This window comes from Sulfurimonas crateris (genome assembly GCF_005217605.1).
GTDB classification, from domain to species: domain Bacteria; phylum Campylobacterota; class Campylobacteria; order Campylobacterales; family Sulfurimonadaceae; genus Sulfurimonas; species Sulfurimonas crateris.
Window position 1 is genome coordinate 426829 of record NZ_SZPX01000001.1, and the last position, 19699, is coordinate 446527.

Sequence of the window (19699 nt, forward strand, 5' to 3'; positions counted from 1 at the left end):
AACGCCGTTTTTGGCACTTCAAAACACTCTTATTAAAGGTACCTATATGACAAATGTCAGCATCATAGTTTTAGATTTTGGTTCTCAGTATACGCAACTTATAGCTCGCCGTTTGCGCGAAGATAAGATATATTGTGAGATTCTTCCTTACCACACAAAAGTAGAAGATATCAGAGCAAAAAACCCAAAAGGGATCATTCTTAGCGGCGGTCCATCTTCGGTATACAGCAAAGATGCCTACGAAGTAGATCAGGAAGTTTACAAGATGGGCATTCCTGTTTTAGGTATCTGCTACGGTATGCAGAGAATCGCTGTTGACTTCGGCGGAAGCGTTATCAGAGCAAGCCATCATGAGTACGGAAAGGCTGAGCTAAAAATTATTAATGCGGGTGAGAACTGCTCACCGCTTTTAAAAGATTGCGACGATGATAGAATTGTATGGATGAGTCACAGCGACAAAGTTGATGTTCTGCCTGAGGGATTTGAGCCTATCGCTACATCTGCGAACTCTCCTTATGCCGCTGTAGCAAATGAAGACAAACGTATCTATGCAATGCAGTACCATCCGGAAGTTCAACACTCTGAAGAGGGTTATCTGATGCTTCGTAACTTTGCAAAAAATATTTGTGGAGTTACAGAGAAGTGGAAGATGGAACACTTTTTAAAAGAGCAGATCAAGATCATCCGCGAAAAAGTGGGAAGCGGAAAAGTTCTTTGCGGTCTTAGCGGCGGGGTTGACAGCTCGGTTGTAGCTGCGATGCTTTATGAAGCGATCGGAGATCAGCTTGTTCCTGTTTTTGTAGATAACGGACTTTTGCGTAAAGGCGAGAGAGAGCAGGTTGAAGAGGTATTTAAGATAAACTTGAAAGTGCCTTTGGTCGTGGTAGACGCAAGAGAGAATTTTCTTGGCAAACTGGCAGGCGTAAGCGACCCTGAGAAGAAGCGTCAGATAATAGGTCACACTTTTATCGAAGAGTTTGAAAAAGAGGCAAAAAAGCATGACGGCATTAAATTTTTGGCTCAAGGTACTCTTTACCCTGATGTTATTGAGTCTATATCCGTAAACGGTCCGTCTGAGGTTATTAAATCACATCATAATGTCGGCGGACTTCCTGACTGGATGGATTTTCAACTTATAGAGCCTCTTCGTGAGCTATTTAAAGACGAGGTACGTAAAATAGGTCTTGAGCTTGGACTTCCTGAATCTATGATAAACCGTCATCCATTCCCTGGACCGGGGTTAGCAATCCGTATTATGGGTGATGTGAATGAGACTGATCTGACTCTTCTTAGAGAAGCGGATGTTATTTTGCTTGATGAGCTAAAAGCGAGCGGTTACTATGCAAAAACGTGGCAGGCATTTGTGGTTCTACTCAATGTAAAGTCAGTCGGCGTAATGGGTGATAACAGAACTTACGACAATACTGTTTGTGTAAGAGTCGTTGAAGCGGTTGACGGAATGACTGCAACATTTGCGCATCTGCCTCATGATCTCTTAGAGAGAATAAGTAGAAGAATAATCAATGAGGTTGACGGCATAAACAGAGTTGTTTACGACATAAGTTCAAAACCGCCTGCAACAATCGAGTGGGAATAGTTTAAAGATATGCCAAAAAGGATCTACCTCTTTGCCACTTCTAAAAGTGAACACGCTACAAATATAAAATCTTTAGATGTCAGGTTTTTAAAGCCTGATATAGACTTTTCAAAATATGATTATCTTATTATCACATCTAAACAGACCGTAAAGGCACTAGAGCAGTATGATAAAAAAGAGTTTATAGAGATTCCGGCACTTTGCGTATCTGCAAAAACTGCCGTGGCATATGAAGAGTTTGGCGGAAAAGTTTTATCGGTAGGTGATGGGTACGGGGACAATCTTGTAAAAAACATCAAAGAGTTCTCAAAAGATACGAAATGGCTCTATCTCAGGGCTGAGATGATAGCATCAGATTTTGTAAAAAGAAGCCAAGATGAGGGATACAGCATAGATGATGAAGTTCTTTATGTAAGCGAGTGCTCAAAAGAGATACTCGATGTTAGAGTAAATGATGATTCAACTCTTATATTTACATCGCCCTCTTCAATAGAGTGCTTTTTAAAGAACAACACTATACATCCTGATGCCAAGGTTATTGTAATAGGTACTACCACGGCGGCTCTTTTGCCAAAAGGCGTGAAATATCAGATCAGTAAAAATACCTCGATAGAGAGCTGCATAGAGCTTGCACTGGAATAAATTACTGATTTAAAAATAAAATCAAGAATTTTTTTTGTATAATGATACTAGTAGTCTGGATGGTTCGAGATATCGCACTAATGAGGGTTCTACATTTTCAAATTGCGAACTAGTAGGATCTCTGTGTGTCGGTGTTGTCGTTTGAGACACGTTAACTCTGTCGAGATGATGCCGCCGTTATGAGATACTCGCTTCGCCCAAATACGGCTTTTAGAACCAAGCCAAATGCGAGACGGCCGTCCGGGCTGCATTTATAAAAATATCCACTTAGGTTGCCATGGTAGGTTAAGTAGATGTTTTTAACTTATTTATGGAGTGTTGATGAAGATTTTAATTTTGGGCAGCGGCGGCAGAGAGTACTCTATTGCCAGAGCGATCTCTAACGAGAAAGAGGCTCACGAACTTTTTTTTATGCCCGGAAATGGTGCTACAAGCTCTTTGGGGACAAATCTAAACATTAAAGATTACAACGATTTGGCTGCTTATGCAAAAGCCAACGATATTGAATTGAGTATTGTAGGTCCTGAGGCTCCGCTTGTTGATGGAGTGGTTGATATTTTCAAATCACATGGGCTTACAATTTTTGGACCAAGCAAAGAAGCTGCTCAGCTTGAGGGTTCAAAAGTATATATGAAGAACTTTTTGGCAAAGTATAATATCCCTACGGCACGCTATATTGAGACCGCTTCAATTGAGGATGCTTTTAAGTTCACAGATTCCCTAACTGCTCCGATTGTTGTCAAAGCAGACGGTCTTTGCGGCGGTAAAGGCGTTATTATCGCTCAAAATCACGATGAGGCAAAAGTCGCTATATCTGAGATGCTAAGCGGAAAAAGCTTCGGAGATGCGGGACTAAAAGTGATCGTCGAAGAGTTCTTGGACGGTTATGAGCTTTCAATGTTTGCAGTTTGTGACGGAGATGACTATATCTTGCTTCCGGCAGCTCAGGATCATAAAAGACTTAAAGACAATGATGAGGGACCAAACACGGGAGGAATGGGCGCTTATGCTCCGACACCTCTTGTAAATGAGGAGCTTTACCAAAAGGTCAGAGATAGCATAATCCGTCCTACGCTTGACGGCATGAAAAAAGAGGGGGCACCCTTTGAGGGTGTTCTTTTTATCGGGATCATGGTTGTAAACGGTGAGCCTATAACTTTAGAGTTCAATGTCCGTTTCGGAGATCCTGAGTGTGAGATCTTGATGCCGCTAATGACCTCAAGTGTTAGCGATATGTTTTACAAAGCTGCAACAAACAGACTCGGCGAAATAAAGGTAGAGTTTTCAAATCAGTTTGCAGTAGGCATTGTTATGGCAAGTGCAAACTATCCATACTCAAGTTCAACACCTGCAGAGATCATAGTTGACGATGTCCATCATGAAGAGATCGAGAAGTATACTCATATCTCTTATGCCGGTGTAAGCATGATAGATGGAGTACTTTATGCAGACGGCGGAAGAGTCTTGGTATGTGTCGGTATCGGAGATAGCATAAAAGAGGCTAGAGACAGAGCATATATGAGATGCGGACAGGTTCATTTTGCAGGCAAAAAATTAAGAACCGATATAGCTTATCAAGCTCTTTAAGAAGAATTGAAGTGAACGAAGAGATTAACAACAGACTTTATCAAGAGGGAATGACATTAGCTCCTGTAAAGAAGAGGGGTATGGCTTTTTTTATAGATGAGATCCTTCTTTCGTTTTTGCTTATTATTGCAATCGGCGACTCTTTTTTTGAAGCACAAAATGTTGAAGAGATGATTATTTTGACAAATACATTTGTTTTAGAGTATATGGCGATGAAGGTCGTATATCAGGCTTTTTTTGTAATGCAGTATGGTGCTACAATAGGTAAGATAGTTATGAAAATAAGAGTGATAGAGATCTCAACTATGCAAAAACCCAACGTAATAGTTGCACTAAACCGCGCAGTTGTAAGGGTTGTGAGCGAGATGATGTTTTATCTCGGATTTGTGTGGGGAGTTATGGACCCTGCAAGACAAACTTGGCATGACAAGAGTGCTAAAACATTGGTTGTAAATGCTTAAGTTACTGCTTCTTTTAACAATAATTGCCGCTTGTGTTGTAGCTGATGATAAAGTTGAAGTCTATGCAACAAGCATGGACACCAAAGATAATATTGTAACGGCTGACGGAGAGGTTGTCGTTATCTATCAAGATTATCAGCTGAGTGCGAAAAAAGCTATCTATGACAGAAATAACGGAGAGTTAGAGCTATTTGGAAACATCAGAGCAAATCAGGGAGACAATGTCAAGCTTCTTGGAGAGTATGCAAAACTCAATATTTCAAATAAAGAGAGAACATTTAAACCATTTTATATGCTTGAGCAGACATCTGATGTCTGGATCAGCGGAGACGGCTCTTACGCAAAAGATACGGAAGTAGATATAGATACCGGAGTGATGAGCGGATGTGATCCAAACAATCCTATCTGGAAGATGGAGTTTACTTCATCTGACTATAACACCGATACAATGTGGTTAAACCTCTACAACGCCAGAATATATATATACGACATACCTGTTTTTTACACACCGTACTTTGGTTACTCACTAGATACGACTAGAAGAACCGGTCTTTTGCCTCCAATGGTGGGTATTTCAAGCAAAGAGGGCTTCTACTACGAGCAGGCGTTATATATAGCAGAGAGCAATTGGTGGGATCTGGAGTTAAAACCTCAAATAAGAACAAATAGAGGAAGCGGACTCTACACTACATTTAGATTCGTGGATTCTAAGATCTCAAAAGGAAATCTTACAGCAGGGTATTTTAAAGAGAAAGAGGATTACTATCTAGAGAACAAACTGGCAAACAAAAAGCATTACGGTTTTAACTTTCTCTATGAGAACTCTGATGTGATAAACGAGTGGTTTGGCACAAGTTTCAAGGGTCAATCCGGTCTCTATGCCGACATTGTAAATATGAACGACGTAGAGTATATAAACTTATCGACAAACGACACGACAAAAAATGCAACTACAACGCAGCTGCTTTCTAGAATAAATCTTTTTTACAACACTGATGATGATTATATCGCAACATATTTTAAGCACTATAAAGACCTAACTATTGATAGTAATGAAAAAACACTCCAAAATCTGCCTGCAGTGCACTATCACAGCTACCTTGATACATTATTGGACGATCATTTCCTGTACAGTTTTGATATTATGAGTAACAACTACTACAGAAGTTTGGGTAAAAGCGCCACTCAAACTGACATAAATATACCTTTGACACTCCAGACTCATCTTTTTGATGAGCTCTTAAGCCTCTCTTACGACTCAAATCTATATGCACAACATACTCTCTTTACAGGAGATGAAGATAGTGCGAACCCATCTGTATATGAGTATGAAAACGGTATATTTGCAAGAAACTATCACGTTTTCTCCGCATCTACCCAGCTTACCAAAGCGTATGAAGAGAGTACACATGTTATAGATTTCGGCGCCAAGTATCAAAGAGAGGGATCAAAAACCGAGAGCGGTTACTATGAAGATTATAAAGATTATGCCACCTACTGCTCTTTACCTGTAAACCAGTTAGACCCCGTATGTGAATTCTATAATATCTCCGATATTGAAGAGAATATGCAGCTCTATTTCTCTCACTATCTTTACGACTATGATGGTAGACAGATATTTTATCATAGACTCTCTCAAAACTACTCTTATGAGGATATAGGTGGCGGTGCAGGCGAGCTTGAGAATGAACTTGACTATCAGATCACGGATAGTGTAAATTTTTATAACAATATGTTCTATAACTATGATGAGAGTGCTTTTTCTAAAAATTTCAATAAAATATCCTATAATGGGGAGAGCCTAAATATAGGGTTGTCTCATATGTATCGAGACACTTTTTTGCCTCAAACTGCTACATATTCCCCCAAAACAAGCTATATGACTTCAACTGTAGAGTATAAATATGATAAACACTACTCATACCATTTCAGACTTGATTATGATCTGGAAAGAAGCGAGAAGAAGAGCTTCGAGGTCGGCTTTTTATACCAAAAAAGATGTTGGGATTTCGGGCTTACCTACCTAGAGAACAACAGACCTATTCTTAATATCAATGGCGAATCTGATTCTGTCTATGACAGATTTATATATTTGACCATCAGACTTAAACCGATAATGAAAAATGAGGGAAGACGCTCAGGTTTTGTATATAGACTTCCTGATAAATCGGAGACGAACTGATTATGAAAAAATACAAAAACATACTTAAAGACAGACTAGACGCAGCAAAAAGACTTCAAGATGTAGTGCCTATGCAGAAGCTCAAAGATGAGAACTGGAAGATAGTAGCAGTCTCAAGAGGCGGCTTAGAGCTGGCGTATCATCTAAGAGGAAAATATAAAAACAGTGTTGATTTTCTTTTCTCTGAAGCGATATTTGCACCAAATAACAGTGAGTGCGAGATTGCAAGGGTCTGCGAGAGCGAAGAGATAGTAATAAACGAGAATTTAGTAGCTGCATTTGGCATAAAATATGACTATGTTTACGGTGAAGCCCACAGAAAGCATGAAGAGAAGATCCTTAGCTACATATATCAATACAGAAAGGGAAGACCTTTTGCGTCAATGAGCGATCAGGTAGTTTTACTCGTTGATGAGGGAAGTGAGACGGGAATGAAGTTTCTAACCGCTTTGAAGATGATTCTGGCGATGAAACCAAAGGCTGTCTATATTGCGGTGCCTGTAATTCCAAGTGATGTTTTGGAGTTTTTAGAGCAGTTTACGGACAATATATTTTTTATATACAATATAGATGATTATGTTGAGACATCTCTATATTACGAAGAGTTAAATAAGATAGATGAAGATATGATAGAGAAAATATTAGGAGAAAAAAGTGAAATATGATGTAAACATTGATTTAGAAAATAGAAGTGAAGAGTATTCGTTTAGTGAAGTTGCTAGACAGGCAAACGGAGCTGCTTGGATAAAGAGCGGCGATACCGTTATTTTGGCAACGGTAGTAATAGACGAAACAGAGATAGTAAAAGATGATTTTCTCCCATTAACAGTACAGTATATTGAAAAAACATATGCAGCAGGCAAGATCCCCGGTGGATTTTTTAAGCGTGAGACAAAACCGAGTGATTTTGAAACGCTAACTTCGCGTATAGTAGACCGCTCGCTTCGCCCGCTTTTCCCAAAAGGATTTGGACACCCTACACAGATAACCATTATGACATTTAGCGTTGACGCTGAGGCAGATCTGCAAGTTTTGGCACTTAATGCGGCATCTGCAGCGCTGTATGTAAGCGATATAGATATTAACAAATCAGTATCTGCCGTAAGAGCGGCAAATGTCAACGGAGAGCTTGTTTTAAACCCTACTCTTTCTCAGTTAAACAGCTCTACGCTGGACCTTTATCTATCGGGAACAAAAGACGAACTTTTGATGATCGAGATGAGAAGCATCGGTTCAGAGAAGATAGACACTGCTCTTGTGATCGACCCTCTTATTGATCCAGCGATGAGTGCGCCTGTTATTACTACGCATACATCAAACGCACTGGGCGAAGATGAACTTATAGATATCCTGCAGAGGGCACAGCAACTTCTTTTTGCGAGCAATGCAAAATATGAAGACTCTTTTAGAGAGTTTAAAAAAGAGACTAAGGCTATAGAGTATAAAGCGCACGTTATAAACGAAGAGATGGTCGGTTATGTAAGAGAAAATCACATGCCGGATATTAAAGCTGCAATGAATCAGATGGCTAAATCAGAGCGCTCAACTGCCCTAAGAGCACTTAGAAAAAATATTATGCTTACACAAGAACATTGGGATGAAGTAGAGTTAAAAGATGCGATCGAGAGAGTCAAAAGAGAACAGGTTAGAACTCAGATACTTAGCGAGAGTGTCAGAGCAGACGGCAGAGCTTTAAATGAGGTAAGACCTATATCTATAAGCACGAATGTTCTTCCTCGCGCACACTCCTCATGTCTCTTTACACGTGGTCAGACACAGGCACTTGTCGTACTAACGATGGGTGGATCAAAAGATGCACAGATGTTTGAAACATTGACGGATGAGGGAATCCAAAACGAGAACTTTATGGTTCACTATAATTTTCCTGGATTCAGCGTCGGGGAAGCATCTCCGATAATGGGAACAAAGAGAAGAGAGCTTGGACATGGAAATTTAGCTAAAAGAGCTCTGGAGCCTATTGTAAATCTGGATGGGCAGACAGTTCGTCTGGTCTCTGAGATACTGGAGTCAAACGGTTCATCATCAATGGCTACTGTTTGTGGCGGATATATGGCGCTAAAAGCTGCCGATATAGAGACAAGCGATGTTATTGCAGGAATTGCTATGGGTATGGTCAGTGAAGGCGATAAGTATGCGATTCTCTCAGACATCATGGGACTTGAAGACCATGATGGCGATATGGACTTTAAAGTAACTGGTTCAAGAGATGGAATTACTGCAATGCAGATGGATATTAAGCTTGGAGGTATCGGGTTAGATATACTTAAAGAGGCACTCTACCAGGCAAAAGAGGGAAGAGCACATATTATAGGCATCATGCAGGAAGCTGAAAAAAATATCGAGTTTAATGACGGCGTACTTCCTAGCACGGATTTTTTCCATATTCATCCAAGTTTTATCGGCGAGATAATAGGTCAGGCAGGAAAAACTATCCGTGAGATAATTGAGAAGTTTGAAGTTGCAATCGACATAGATAAAAAAGATGGAAAAGTAAAAGTAACAGGTAAAAGCAAAAGCGGCGTAAAAGCTGCAAGAGAGCATATTGAAGGGATTGTTAACGCTCCTAAAGTTGCCAATATAGATTACAAAGTAGGCGATAAATATAAAGGCGTCATTAAAAAGATAGTTGATTTCGGTGCGTTTGTAGAGTTGCCGGATGGAACTGATGGATTGATTCACATCTCCAAGATATCTGATCAGAGAGTAGATAAGGTAAGTGACGTAGTCAGTGAGGGCGATGAGATAGATGTTGAGATCTTAGAGTTCAAGGGCAATAAGATCTCTCTAGGGCGTGCTTAGAAAAAATTGTATACATTAAAGTAATTTTTAGTACTTTTTGTATATAATTCGCCATCAAATTTTAGTAGGGAAATCCTTGCATTTATGTTTGGGTTGCTATATTCACCGTGGATATGGTTACGCTAGCCGAAAAAGTTTGTAATAATTTTAATGGAGAAACTATGAAAAAAGTTCTATTTTTAATGTTAGCTCTTGCTACTGCTGCATTTGCTGCTGATGGTGACGTTGCTAACCAAACTCTTAAAGCTTACTCAATGATCGCTGCAGGTCTTGGTCTTGGTCTTGCTGCTCTTGGTGGAGCTATCGGTATGGGTCATACTGCTGCTGCTACAATTGCTGGTACAGCTCGTAACCCAGGTTTAGGTGCTAAACTTATGACTACGATGTTTATCGCTCTTGCGATGATCGAAGCACAGGTTATCTACGCACTTGTAATTGCTCTAATCGCACTTTACGCAAACCCTTACTTAGGTTAATCAACCAAAGTAACCCTCGCTGACCCTTTCGGGTCGGCACTTTTAAATTTTCTTTATGCGATCGTGGTGGAACGGTAGACACGCTACCTTGAGGGAACAAATCAAGATAAATGGTCGTTGAAAGAGTTTTTTATATTTAGCGGACGTGGTGGAATGGTAGACACGCGGGCTTGAGGGGCTCGTGCTTCACGGCGTGGGGGTTCAAATCCCCCCGTCCGCACCATAAAAAATTTCAAAATCAACAAAAATCTAGCAGTAGTTCTTGACTCATTTTACGCTTTTGACAACATTTTGGTAACTAAATTTTCTCGGTCTTTTCTCGGTAAACCCAAAAATCTTCAATATTCTTAACATAAACTTAATATCATCTTCAAAACATCGATAAATAGGGACTTTGCAAGCCATCAAACTGTGTTTTTATAGCTTTGTTTGATAAGTTTCGCAAGATTTTCAAGTTATGCAAGTTTTCTAATTTTTATAGCTCTTGTTGACAATTTTATTGTTTTGTACTAGAATACAAAATATATACTAATTTATATGTATTGGAATAAAAATGATAGAACAACTACAACTACTTTCAAACCAAATCTTAGCTCAAAAGGTACCTGATTATAAAAGGTTTCTTTTTTCTGAGATAGATTTTAATGAACGGCTTATTGGAGTTTTAGGCTCACGAGGTGTGGGTAAAACAACTATTCTACTCCAATATCTTCATGAGATATATAAAAATAAAAAAACACTTTACATTATGGCAGATCATCCCATTGTAGTCCAACTTGGATTGTTCGCTATTGCCGATGAGTTTCAGAAAAAAGGGGGAGAGGTTTTAATAATTGATGAAATTCATAAAATTAAAAGTTTTGAGGTAGATCTCAAACTTATATACGATAGCTTTTTTAGTTTGAATGTAGTGTTCACAGGTTCCAATGCGGTCGCAATTGACAATGCAAAAGTAGCGAATAGCGGTTGCGAAGCAAACTTTCCTCGAAAAGCAGATTTAAGCAGGCGAGCAGTGATCTATAAACTACCGGTGCTCTCATTTAGAGAGTTCTTAGAGTTAGAAACTAATGAAAAGTTTGAACCTTTTTCTTTGGAAGATCTATTGAAAAATCATACTTTACTAGCTACAGAAATTCTATTAAAAGTAAAACCATTTGTGTATTTTGAGGAGTATTTAAAAAATGGTGCATACCCGTTTTATACAACTAGTAAAACGAGCTACATACAAAAATTACTGAGTGCCTCTATGCAGATATTAGAAACCGATCTACCTATGATCTATACTATTGATCACGACAAGATAAACGCACTCAAAAAAATGATGATAATGCTTTGCCAAAGCGAACCATATGACATAAACATCTCTAAACTTTGTGGTGCAGTTGAACTTAACCAAAGAACACTTTATAAATACTTAGGAATATTACAAGCAGCAGGACTCATCAGAATACTCGGTGCAAAGTCAAGCGGTGTGAGCATAATTTCTAAACCTGAGAAGCTATACTTGGACAACACAAATCTGTTTTCGATATTTTGTGACAGTGCAAAAATAGGGACTATAAGAGAAACTTTCTTTGCTTCGTCTGTTTCATATAAACATAATATAAACTATCCTAAAAGCGGAGACTTCATACTTGATGACAAATATACATTTGAGATCGGTGGAAAAGATAAAAATATCAAACAGATTAAAAATCTAGAAGATGCTTATATTGTTGCAGATGATATAGAGATTGGCATTGATAATAAAATTCCTCTTTGGCTATTTGGATTTATCTATTAAGCTGACATCTATCGTATTTTAAAACTTTGTATCTTTTAGAAACATAGAAAAATATTTACTGTGTCAGCATATATCACTATGTATCAATCAAAATTTACCCCTAGAATTGGCTTGTTTTTTCAAATATACTCTTAATAGATAGCGATTTTGTCCTATCAAATAAAGGTTATTAAGGAGAAAAAAATGCCACGAATTAAATCAAAAGAAAAATCTTCACTCTTAGATATATATCCGTATTCAAAAGATGCTTTTCAATATCTGTATGATAAATTAACAGATAAAGATTTTAAGCGACCGTATATTTATTATGACAAAGCCATAAATGCTGTGACCGGTATTATTTGGGACATTACACAAGGTGAGCCAGAAATTACCGAGATTATTTCCACTATGGATAAAATGGTTGGCATCCGCTCAGAGAAAACAAAATCACGACTTGAGAAGATCGTAGATACTTGGCTTAAAAAAGCGTACTATTTGAAACTCAAAAAAGGTTATGTAATTCATCGTTCATTTTTACTAAAGTTTGTAAAAACAATATATCAAAATTATGATGAAAACATCAAACGAGCAGCTATTTATCATTTTGACAAATACAATGATAAAAACAAAAAAAAGATCAAAAGAGTCTATGAAAATATTCGCTTAAATAATCTGCAAGAAAGGTATCCAGAGTTTAATATTTTCGATGCGTATGCCTATGCACTTGTGACTGAAAAGTTCAAAATAAAAGAAGACGACCTTATAGAGTTTGAGAATATTGTCGCCCTCTTAAAGTCTCCAAATGAGTAAAAGGGACGAAAAATTCAACCTAGTAACGATTTTTTCTGACACTATGCTAGAAAGTACTTAATATAGGGCTTTCTCAGTATCGTTTTAGTAAGCATTTTATTTTAGGGGACAAAATCAAGTATATAAATACTTCTTTTTGTCCTTTTTCAAGGACAAAATCACGCTTATTATGAACGACAGTGAATAGCGACGGACTAAATTATGTTTGGAGTATAAAAAAATCTCTAATATCTACTTGAAGTACATTAGCAATTTTATAGAGTTGTTCTATGTTGTAGTGTTTGTTTTCATGCCCAGCTTCAATCTTTGCAATTGTACTTACAGTTTTATGACCGATAGAATGAGCTAGATTTAGTTGTGAGATATTTTTTTGTTTTCGTATAGCTTTAACATTATCAGCAATTTTTCGATGCAGTTCTTGTATCTCATCTTGTGAGATTTCCTGTAAATTTTCTATGTAAAAAATCCTGTAACATTTTTACTTGATTATATAGAATCACACAAATTAATAAAATTCCCTATAGTGAAATATTTTTTAAGCAAAATTTTTTTATAATAAATCTATAAAACAAATATTTCAGGAGCAAAAAATGGCAGAGTATTTCGCACATGTACTAGCAAGACTTATTGTAAGTTATTTAACTTTATTGGTAATATCACTAGTTATTTTGGCAGGTTACTGGATTATCGCAGATTATAGCTCTATGCTAGCGTTTATACACAGTGTAAGTGACAATGCTTTTGCAGAGTTTGTTTTGTGGATGCCATTTATATTTGCTTGGTTTAAGCCAGATAAGAAAGGTAATGCAAATGCTTACTATCACAGACAAGCAAATTTTTGGGCAATGTATGACACTACTGGGGGAAGATGGTAGTGTCAAAAGTTTATCTCTTTTTTCTATTGACATATTTTTTTGGAAATTCCCATCTATATGCTGATGATATAGGAAGAATAATCGATTGTGAAACTTCAACTATGACTTATGAATATGTAAAATGCAAACCAAGCAATAAGGTCTTTGAAGTTATAGACATTTTACAAGATGGTTGGATTGCAGTTAATAACCATTCATTTTATGTGACTTTTAAAAAAGTAAAAAATTCTCAAAAGGTCATGAGGTGTCTTGAGTCAAATAGATTTCCAAACTATTTAGGAAATTGCAAGAGTTATAATTTTGATAAACCAAAAACCTGGCTGAGAGAAGATGCTATAAAAAACGGTTGGAAATTTACATTGGCTATTGGCGATACAGTTTATTATGTTCAAGAATAGTGTTATAATGTAAGCAATTGTTAGCTTATAAAAGGATGTTTTGATGCCATTACAAAATAGGGTTAACCCAAAAGGTGAAATTAAAGCTGTAAAATCAAGAGGTGCATTTCTTGGAAATCGTGGCATTATCCATAATGAGGAAAAAGAAATTATTTCACCTTTTAAAATAAAAGGTTGGGTGACTTGTCAATTAGAATTCAAAGGTAGAAAACGAGAGTTAATGGCAAAAGGTAAATATACTGAGCTATTTTTTTTAGATGAAGCAACAGCATTTTCAGCAGGGCATCGTCCTTGTGCTGAATGCAGAAGAACAAGATACAATGAATTTAAAACTAAATGGCTAGAAGCAAATCAAAGCTTACTTCTTGATAATTCAACAAGTATAGCTAATATTGATAAAATTATTCACCAAGATAGAATCAATAAAAAACAAAAAGTTACCTATCAAGATAAAATGAATTTATTACCAAAGGGTACAATGATTCAGATTAATAATATTGAATATTTAATTTGGAACAATAAAATTTTCAAATGGACATTTCAAGGCTACGAACCTACAAATATTCATATAACCGATACACATGTTACAATATTGACACCAAAATCGTATGTTGAAATGTTTAAGAAAGGGTTTATTCCTGCGGTTCATATCAGTTTGCAAACAGAAAGCTAACGAGATATTGGAGAGAAATATAAACGATACTTGAGTGTATCAAATTGCTTCATTTAGGAGGTTTTTATGCCATTTTTATTGCTTTTAATTGCACTGTTTATTTTTGCATTACTTCGTGGCGAGCATAATGCGTCGTTTGTTATTTTGATGATGATTGTGGCCGCACTACTTGCAACATACTACAAACCATTTAGAGACTCTTTGAGAGAATTTTTTTAGGAGGTATTTATGTCGGCTTTAGAAATTGCACTTCTTCCCTTGGTACTTTTTACCGTTGCCATAGGGAAATTTAGATACGAAAATAAATATTTTACATACCACTTTATGGAACGAAAATCTTGATTTTTCACTCCACTTTAGCTATACTCACTCTATGAAAAAACAAAAATGGATATGGGAATATGATGAGTATCCCAATTTTAGATACGATAAAGCCAAACTAGAACCACTGTTAAGAGATATTGCTTATGAACAAGGCAAACTAAAATCTTTTATGCTATTGATGGATAAAGAGAGCACAAACTATTCATTAGCTCAAACTTTAGAAAATGAGATCATAGCAAGTTGTGAAATAGAGGGTGAAATATTAAACCGTCAAAGTGTTCGTTCCTCCATCAAACAAAAACTTGGACTTGAATCAGATGCACATTATAAAGCTGTAAAAAAAGAGGATAATTATGTAGATATTCTTATCGATGCGAATACAAACTATGATGAAGATTTAACACTTGATAAACTCTTTGGTTGGCATCATGCTATGTTTGAAAAAGGGTATAGTGGATTTTCAAAGATTAAAGTAGCCCAGTTTAGAGGAGAAGGTGCTATGCAAGTAGTTTCTGGTGATTATGGTAAAGAGAGAATCCATTACGAAGCACCGCCTTATGATACTCTTAATGATGAAATGAATAGTTTTATAAAATGGTTCAATGATGCTCCTACAACTCTTGAAAAAGCAGCTATTACTCACCTTTGGTTTGTAATTATCCATCCATTTGACGATGGCAATGGAAGAATCACAAGAGCATTAACTGATAGAGTATTATCAAAATTAGAACAATCTACTTTTTCAAAAATATATACCATGTCAAAGAGTATCTATGAAGACAGAATTGGTTATTATGAAGCTTTGGATAAAACAACTGGAAGATTTGCTAAAGATGATCCGCTAGATATTACTTACTGGATGGAGTGGTTTTTTAAAACCTTGCACCATGCACTGTTAGATGCCGGGAAACAGCTAAACTATGTTGTGGAAAAAACGAAGTTTTGGGATGCACATAGAGAAGATGAACTAAATATAAGACAAATAAAAGTACTTAATAGACTTCTTGATATTGGAAGTGAAAACTTTAAAGGTGATCTTACAAAAGCAAAATATGTAAAAATTGCCGACACTGCTGAAACTAATGCTTCAAGGGATATATCAGATTTATTGGCAAAAGGGTGTATTAAACAAGTAGAGGGTACGATAGGTAGAGGAACTAGATATACTATTAATCATATTCCTTAGTACTCTTTACCATTGTGGTTGCCATAGGAAAATTTAGATACGAAAACGGTTACTCAGAATATAGCCCTTACTATAAATACAAATAAAATACACTATTTAGTATAGAAAGTATATAATTATTGGATTATCTATATAAAATTATAGATTTTATGCTATAATCTTTCTTATGAAAACTATCGAGATTAAAAATGCTTTACCACTGTCAGTTTTTTCCCATGAGATGCTTTATGCACTGCTGGAAAAATCAGTGAGCAATGTAAACGATAAGATCTCAAACCTCGTAAAAAGTGGTGAACTTGTACGACTCAAAAAAGGTTTTTATACTTTTTCTAAAGCCTACCTTACAAAACCGATAGATCTCATCAGTGTTGCAAACACTCTTTATACTCCTTCTTATGTCTCTTTTGACTATGCTCTGAGCTACTACAGGATGATACCTGAGAGGGTAAGTGAAATCACATCTGCTACAAGTAAAAACGAAAAACTTTTTGAAACTCCCGTAGGAAGATTTAGCTATAAAAAAGTATCTCTCAAAGTTTACTCTTTAGGGATTGACTGGCTTTATGATGATGTTGAAGGCGGAAGATTTATAGCAACTCCAGAAAAAGCTCTGTGCGATAAGATACGCTACGATAGAGGTATCGGTACTCTTACTCAAGGTGCGATGGTAGATTACCTCAAATATGATCTGCGACTTGAGATCGCAAAGCCGTTGGATGCTGGGCTTATAGAAGAGATAGCCATCGCATATAGATCACGAAATCTCAAAACGCTCTCTCAAGTAGTTGAAAAAGGAAAGCTATGAAACATCCAGCACTTATAAAAATGCTCGAAAAATATGACCTCTCAAATCCTAATGCCAGCTTTGATGCTCTTAGAGAGATACTGCAAGAGATAGTACTGTTAGGATTATATGATGCAGGTTTTTTCAAACACGCTGCTTTTTACGGTGGAACGGCTCTTAGAATACTGCATAACTTACCTAGATTTTCAGAAGATTTGGATTTTTCACTTCTTGAGTCAAACCAAAAGTTTAACCTAAAACCTTATGAAGATGCGATTATCTCAACTTTAAAAGCTTTTGGCTTTGATGTAACCATAGAGATAAAAGAGAAAAACAATAGCAGTGCCATAGCCTCAGCTTTTGTAAAAGGCAACACGATTGAGCATCTCATAAATATAAATGCCCCAAAAGATATAACGAGTAAAATCCATAGAGATCAAGCTGTAAAGATAAAACTTGAAGTAGATACAAACCCACCGCTGGAGTTTGAAACACAAAACATTATAAGACTAACTCCACGACCGTTTTCTATAAATGCTTTTACTTTGCCGTCTCTTTATGCAGGAAAAATGCATGCCATACTTTGCCGTGCATGGAGTAGCAGACCAAAAGGGCGTGACTGGTATGACTTGGTTTGGTACATAGCAAACGATGTAGAACTTGATGTAAAACACTTAAAAGCGAGACTCTCTCAAAGCTGTAAATACCTAGAAGCAAATAAGATAAATATACCAGATGAGCTTACAAAACAAAACATAAAAGAGCTGCTTTTACAAAGGATAGAGAGCCTTGATGTAGCAAAAGCAAAAAATGATATACAGCCGTTCATAAAAGATATGAGAGAAATTGAACTTTGGTCAAAAGAGTTTTTTGTAGCAATAATTGAGAATATAAAAGTGAAGTAGCTTAATTATGACACTTCAACAACTCCATCAAAAATTACAATATTTAGAATCTGAAAAATCAAAACTTGAAAATGAGATTCTTCAAATAAAAAAGCAAATAGAACAACTCTCACCTTTTACAAAAGAGCAGAAAATCGAACTTTTTAAATCGCTTTTTATAGGTAGAGGTGATGTGTTTGCAAAATATTGGCTTAGCCGTGATGGACTTAAAAAAGGATATTCTCCAGCAACTTACACTTTTAAAGGAAATGATTATATCCCTGTGTCAAATGAGATTATTCAACAGCATCTTGAAGGTAAAATTAGGCTTGGCACTTATGTAGTAGTAAATCAAACTATGGCGAAGTTTTTAGTGATAGATTTGGATAAAGCAAGTTTTGTGGAGGATGCGAGGGCAATAAAACAAATATCATCATCTCTTGGACTAAAGCCACTTTTTGAGATTTCAAAATCTGGTAACGGTATCCATATTTGGTACTTCTTTGAGCTTCCTATAAAAGCAAAAGATGTAAGAAAACTAGGCGATATTATCATCACAAAAGCTATGGATTCAAGTAGTGGAATCGATATGTCAAGCTATGATAGAATGTTTCCAAACCAAGATTTTGTAGCTCCTGATGCACTGGGCAATCTAGTGGCACTGCCACTGCATTATGGCTCAAGAAATGAAAATAAAACAGTTTTTGTAGATATGGATACCATGCAGCCCTTTGTAAATCAATGGGAAATCTTGCAAAACATTTATAAAATATCCATCTATCAAGTAGCGGCAATTTTACGAGAGCATTTACTAAATTTAAACAGTGATGAAAACCTTATGCCATGGGAAATTAAACAAGATAAACCACTGGTTTTTCCGAAAACAACAAAAGCTGTATTGTACGATGCTTTATATATCGAAAAACAAAACCTATCTAAAGGGGTCCTCAATAAACTTCAAAGACTCTCAAGCTTTTCAAATCCAGAGTTTTTTGTATTGCAAAATTTACGAAAGTCAACCTTTAACACTCCAAGAATTATCACATCATTTGATATCAATGAAAGATACATTATCGTTCCCAGAGGGCTTACAAACAAGGTTTTAAGCCTTTTCAGTTCTCATAAAGCAAAACTTTTTATTGAAGATAAACGATTTGTAAAACCTATAGATAAACTAAATTTCACTCTTACTTTAAAAGATGAGCAGCAAATAGCACTTGAAAAAGTTTTAAATCAAAACTACTCAGTTTTAATTGCACCTCCAGGGTTTGGAAAAACAGCAGTTGCAGCAGCGGTTCTTGAAAAAAGAGGTGTCAATACACTGATATTAGTCAATAAAAGCAATCTTCTTGATCAATGGGTTGAGCGACTTTGTGAGTATTTTCAAATTGATATTAAAGCTATTGGAAAACTTGGCAATGGAAAGAAAAAACTAAACTCAAATTTAGATATAGCAACATTGCAGTCACTAAAAAATAGACCAGAACTTATAGAAGAGTATTCACAAATAATAATCGATGAAGTACACCATATCCCTGCTATTTCATTTGAAATACCTCTTAGAAAATTTAAAGGTAAATATGTTTTAGGTTTAAGTGCAACACCAGCAAGGCAAGATGGAATGCATCCAATTATGTTTATGCAGTGTGGAGATATTGCATACGAATCAAAAAAAGAGATTAGGAAAATACATACTTTAAAAACAGTTGTTTCTTCATTTGAAGCAATCAGCAATGATTTTGGGCTTATTTTAAATGAGATGGTGGAAGACTTTGACAAAAACAATCTGATTATCTCTGAAATAGAGAAACTCAAAGATAGAAATATCTTGGTGCTTAGTGAGAGAATCGAGCATTTGAATATTCTGTATCATCTACTTGATGCCAAAGGTTTAAAATCTATTCTTATACATGGTGGACTCAAATCAAAAATGAAAAAAGAGTTTTTAAAAGAAGCAAATAATTCATCAATTATCTTATCTACAAGCAGTTTTATTGGAGAAGGAATCGATTTTTCTCATCTTGATACTATTGTGCTTACTATGCCAGTATCATATTGGGGAAGAATAGTTCAATATCTTGGACGAATTGGAAGAAATGGACAGGAATGCATTGCGGTTGATTTTTTTGATGAGAACACTCCTATGCTTAGGTCAAGTTTTCATAAACGGCAAAGAGGGTATAAAAAGATGGGTTATGTGCCGTTAGATGAGAAGGGATTATTTTAACTATCCCT

19 protein-coding genes and 1 tRNA gene are annotated in these 19699 nt (G+C 36.3%); 19 read left to right on the forward strand and 1 reads right to left on the reverse strand.

What is annotated here, in order from left to right; all coding sequences use genetic code 11:
• The first annotated feature begins 46 nt into the window (after positions 1–46).
• The 11 genes from guaA to FCU45_RS02320 all read left to right on the forward strand — a co-directional run bounded on the left by guaA (position 47) and on the right by FCU45_RS02320 (position 12340).
• Complete coding sequence (gene guaA / locus FCU45_RS02270) at positions 47–1597, forward strand: glutamine-hydrolyzing GMP synthase (protein ID WP_137011852.1); 1551 nt, start codon at positions 47–49, stop codon at positions 1595–1597.
• Positions 1598–1606: 9 nt separating this feature from the next.
• Positions 1607–2239, forward strand: a complete 633-nt coding sequence (locus FCU45_RS02275; protein WP_137011854.1) for a uroporphyrinogen-III synthase — start codon at positions 1607–1609, stop codon at positions 2237–2239.
• Between the two features lie 321 nt (positions 2240–2560).
• Positions 2561–3826, forward strand: coding sequence for a phosphoribosylamine--glycine ligase (gene purD, locus FCU45_RS02280; RefSeq protein WP_137011856.1), 1266 nt, complete (start codon positions 2561–2563; stop codon positions 3824–3826).
• A gap of 11 nt (positions 3827–3837) precedes the next feature.
• On the forward strand, positions 3838–4287 hold the full coding sequence (locus FCU45_RS02285; RefSeq protein WP_137011858.1) for an RDD family protein: 450 nt from the start codon (positions 3838–3840) through the stop codon (positions 4285–4287).
• Positions 4280–6469: an LPS-assembly protein LptD gene (locus FCU45_RS02290; protein ID WP_137011860.1), complete on the forward strand. Its 2190-nt coding sequence runs from the start codon at positions 4280–4282 to the stop codon at positions 6467–6469. The genes FCU45_RS02285 and FCU45_RS02290 overlap by 8 nt, the downstream gene beginning before the upstream one ends.
• A 2-nt stretch (positions 6470–6471) precedes the next feature.
• On the forward strand, positions 6472–7134 hold the full coding sequence (locus FCU45_RS02295) for a phosphoribosyltransferase (protein WP_188109178.1): 663 nt from the start codon (positions 6472–6474) through the stop codon (positions 7132–7134).
• Positions 7124–9289, forward strand: a complete 2166-nt coding sequence (locus FCU45_RS02300) for a polyribonucleotide nucleotidyltransferase (protein WP_137011864.1) — start codon at positions 7124–7126, stop codon at positions 9287–9289. Before FCU45_RS02295 ends, FCU45_RS02300 begins: the two co-directional genes overlap by 11 nt.
• A gap of 161 nt (positions 9290–9450) precedes the next feature.
• On the forward strand, positions 9451–9765 hold the full coding sequence (locus FCU45_RS02305; protein ID WP_137011867.1) for a F0F1 ATP synthase subunit C: 315 nt from the start codon (positions 9451–9453) through the stop codon (positions 9763–9765).
• Between the two features lie 139 nt (positions 9766–9904).
• Positions 9905–9988: transfer RNA gene (locus FCU45_RS02310), tRNA-Leu, on the forward strand.
• A gap of 330 nt (positions 9989–10318) precedes the next feature.
• Entirely contained in the window at positions 10319–11548 is a 1230-nt protein-coding gene (locus tag FCU45_RS02315; protein ID WP_137011869.1) for an ATP-binding protein, read from the forward strand.
• A gap of 183 nt (positions 11549–11731) precedes the next feature.
• Positions 11732–12340, forward strand: a complete 609-nt coding sequence (locus tag FCU45_RS02320) for a hypothetical protein (protein WP_137011871.1) — start codon at positions 11732–11734, stop codon at positions 12338–12340.
• A gap of 199 nt (positions 12341–12539) precedes the next feature.
• On the opposite strand, the gene FCU45_RS11705 is transcribed toward FCU45_RS02320, so the two are convergent.
• Positions 12540–12806, reverse strand: coding sequence for a helix-turn-helix domain-containing protein (locus FCU45_RS11705; protein WP_342776128.1), 267 nt, complete (start codon positions 12804–12806; stop codon positions 12540–12542).
• A gap of 124 nt (positions 12807–12930) precedes the next feature.
• On the opposite strand from FCU45_RS11705, the gene FCU45_RS02330 reads away from it, so the two are divergent.
• The 8 genes from FCU45_RS02330 to FCU45_RS02360 all read left to right on the forward strand — a co-directional run bounded on the left by FCU45_RS02330 (position 12931) and on the right by FCU45_RS02360 (position 19691).
• Complete coding sequence (locus tag FCU45_RS02330) at positions 12931–13215, forward strand: hypothetical protein (RefSeq protein WP_137011873.1); 285 nt, start codon at positions 12931–12933, stop codon at positions 13213–13215.
• On the forward strand, positions 13215–13613 hold the full coding sequence (locus FCU45_RS02335) for a hypothetical protein (protein WP_137011875.1): 399 nt from the start codon (positions 13215–13217) through the stop codon (positions 13611–13613). Before FCU45_RS02330 ends, FCU45_RS02335 begins: the two co-directional genes overlap by 1 nt.
• Before the next feature lie 43 nt (positions 13614–13656).
• Complete coding sequence (locus FCU45_RS02340) at positions 13657–14286, forward strand: hypothetical protein (protein ID WP_137011877.1); 630 nt, start codon at positions 13657–13659, stop codon at positions 14284–14286.
• Positions 14287–14352: 66 nt separating this feature from the next.
• A complete protein-coding gene (locus FCU45_RS11560; RefSeq protein WP_170175814.1) occupies positions 14353–14505 on the forward strand; it encodes a hypothetical protein in 153 nt (50 codons plus the stop codon).
• A gap of 154 nt (positions 14506–14659) precedes the next feature.
• Positions 14660–15796, forward strand: a complete 1137-nt coding sequence (locus tag FCU45_RS02345) for a Fic family protein (protein WP_137011879.1) — start codon at positions 14660–14662, stop codon at positions 15794–15796.
• 166 nt (positions 15797–15962) lie between these two features.
• Positions 15963–16601 (forward strand): type IV toxin-antitoxin system AbiEi family antitoxin domain-containing protein, encoded by a 639-nt coding sequence (locus FCU45_RS02350; RefSeq protein WP_137011880.1) that lies wholly within the window; start codon positions 15963–15965, stop codon positions 16599–16601.
• Positions 16598–17485 (forward strand): nucleotidyl transferase AbiEii/AbiGii toxin family protein, encoded by an 888-nt coding sequence (locus FCU45_RS02355; protein WP_137011882.1) that lies wholly within the window; start codon positions 16598–16600, stop codon positions 17483–17485. The genes FCU45_RS02350 and FCU45_RS02355 overlap by 4 nt, the downstream gene beginning before the upstream one ends.
• Positions 17486–17492: 7 nt before the next feature.
• Complete coding sequence (locus FCU45_RS02360; RefSeq protein WP_137011884.1) at positions 17493–19691, forward strand: DEAD/DEAH box helicase; 2199 nt, start codon at positions 17493–17495, stop codon at positions 19689–19691.
• Positions 19692–19699 lie beyond the last annotated feature (8 nt).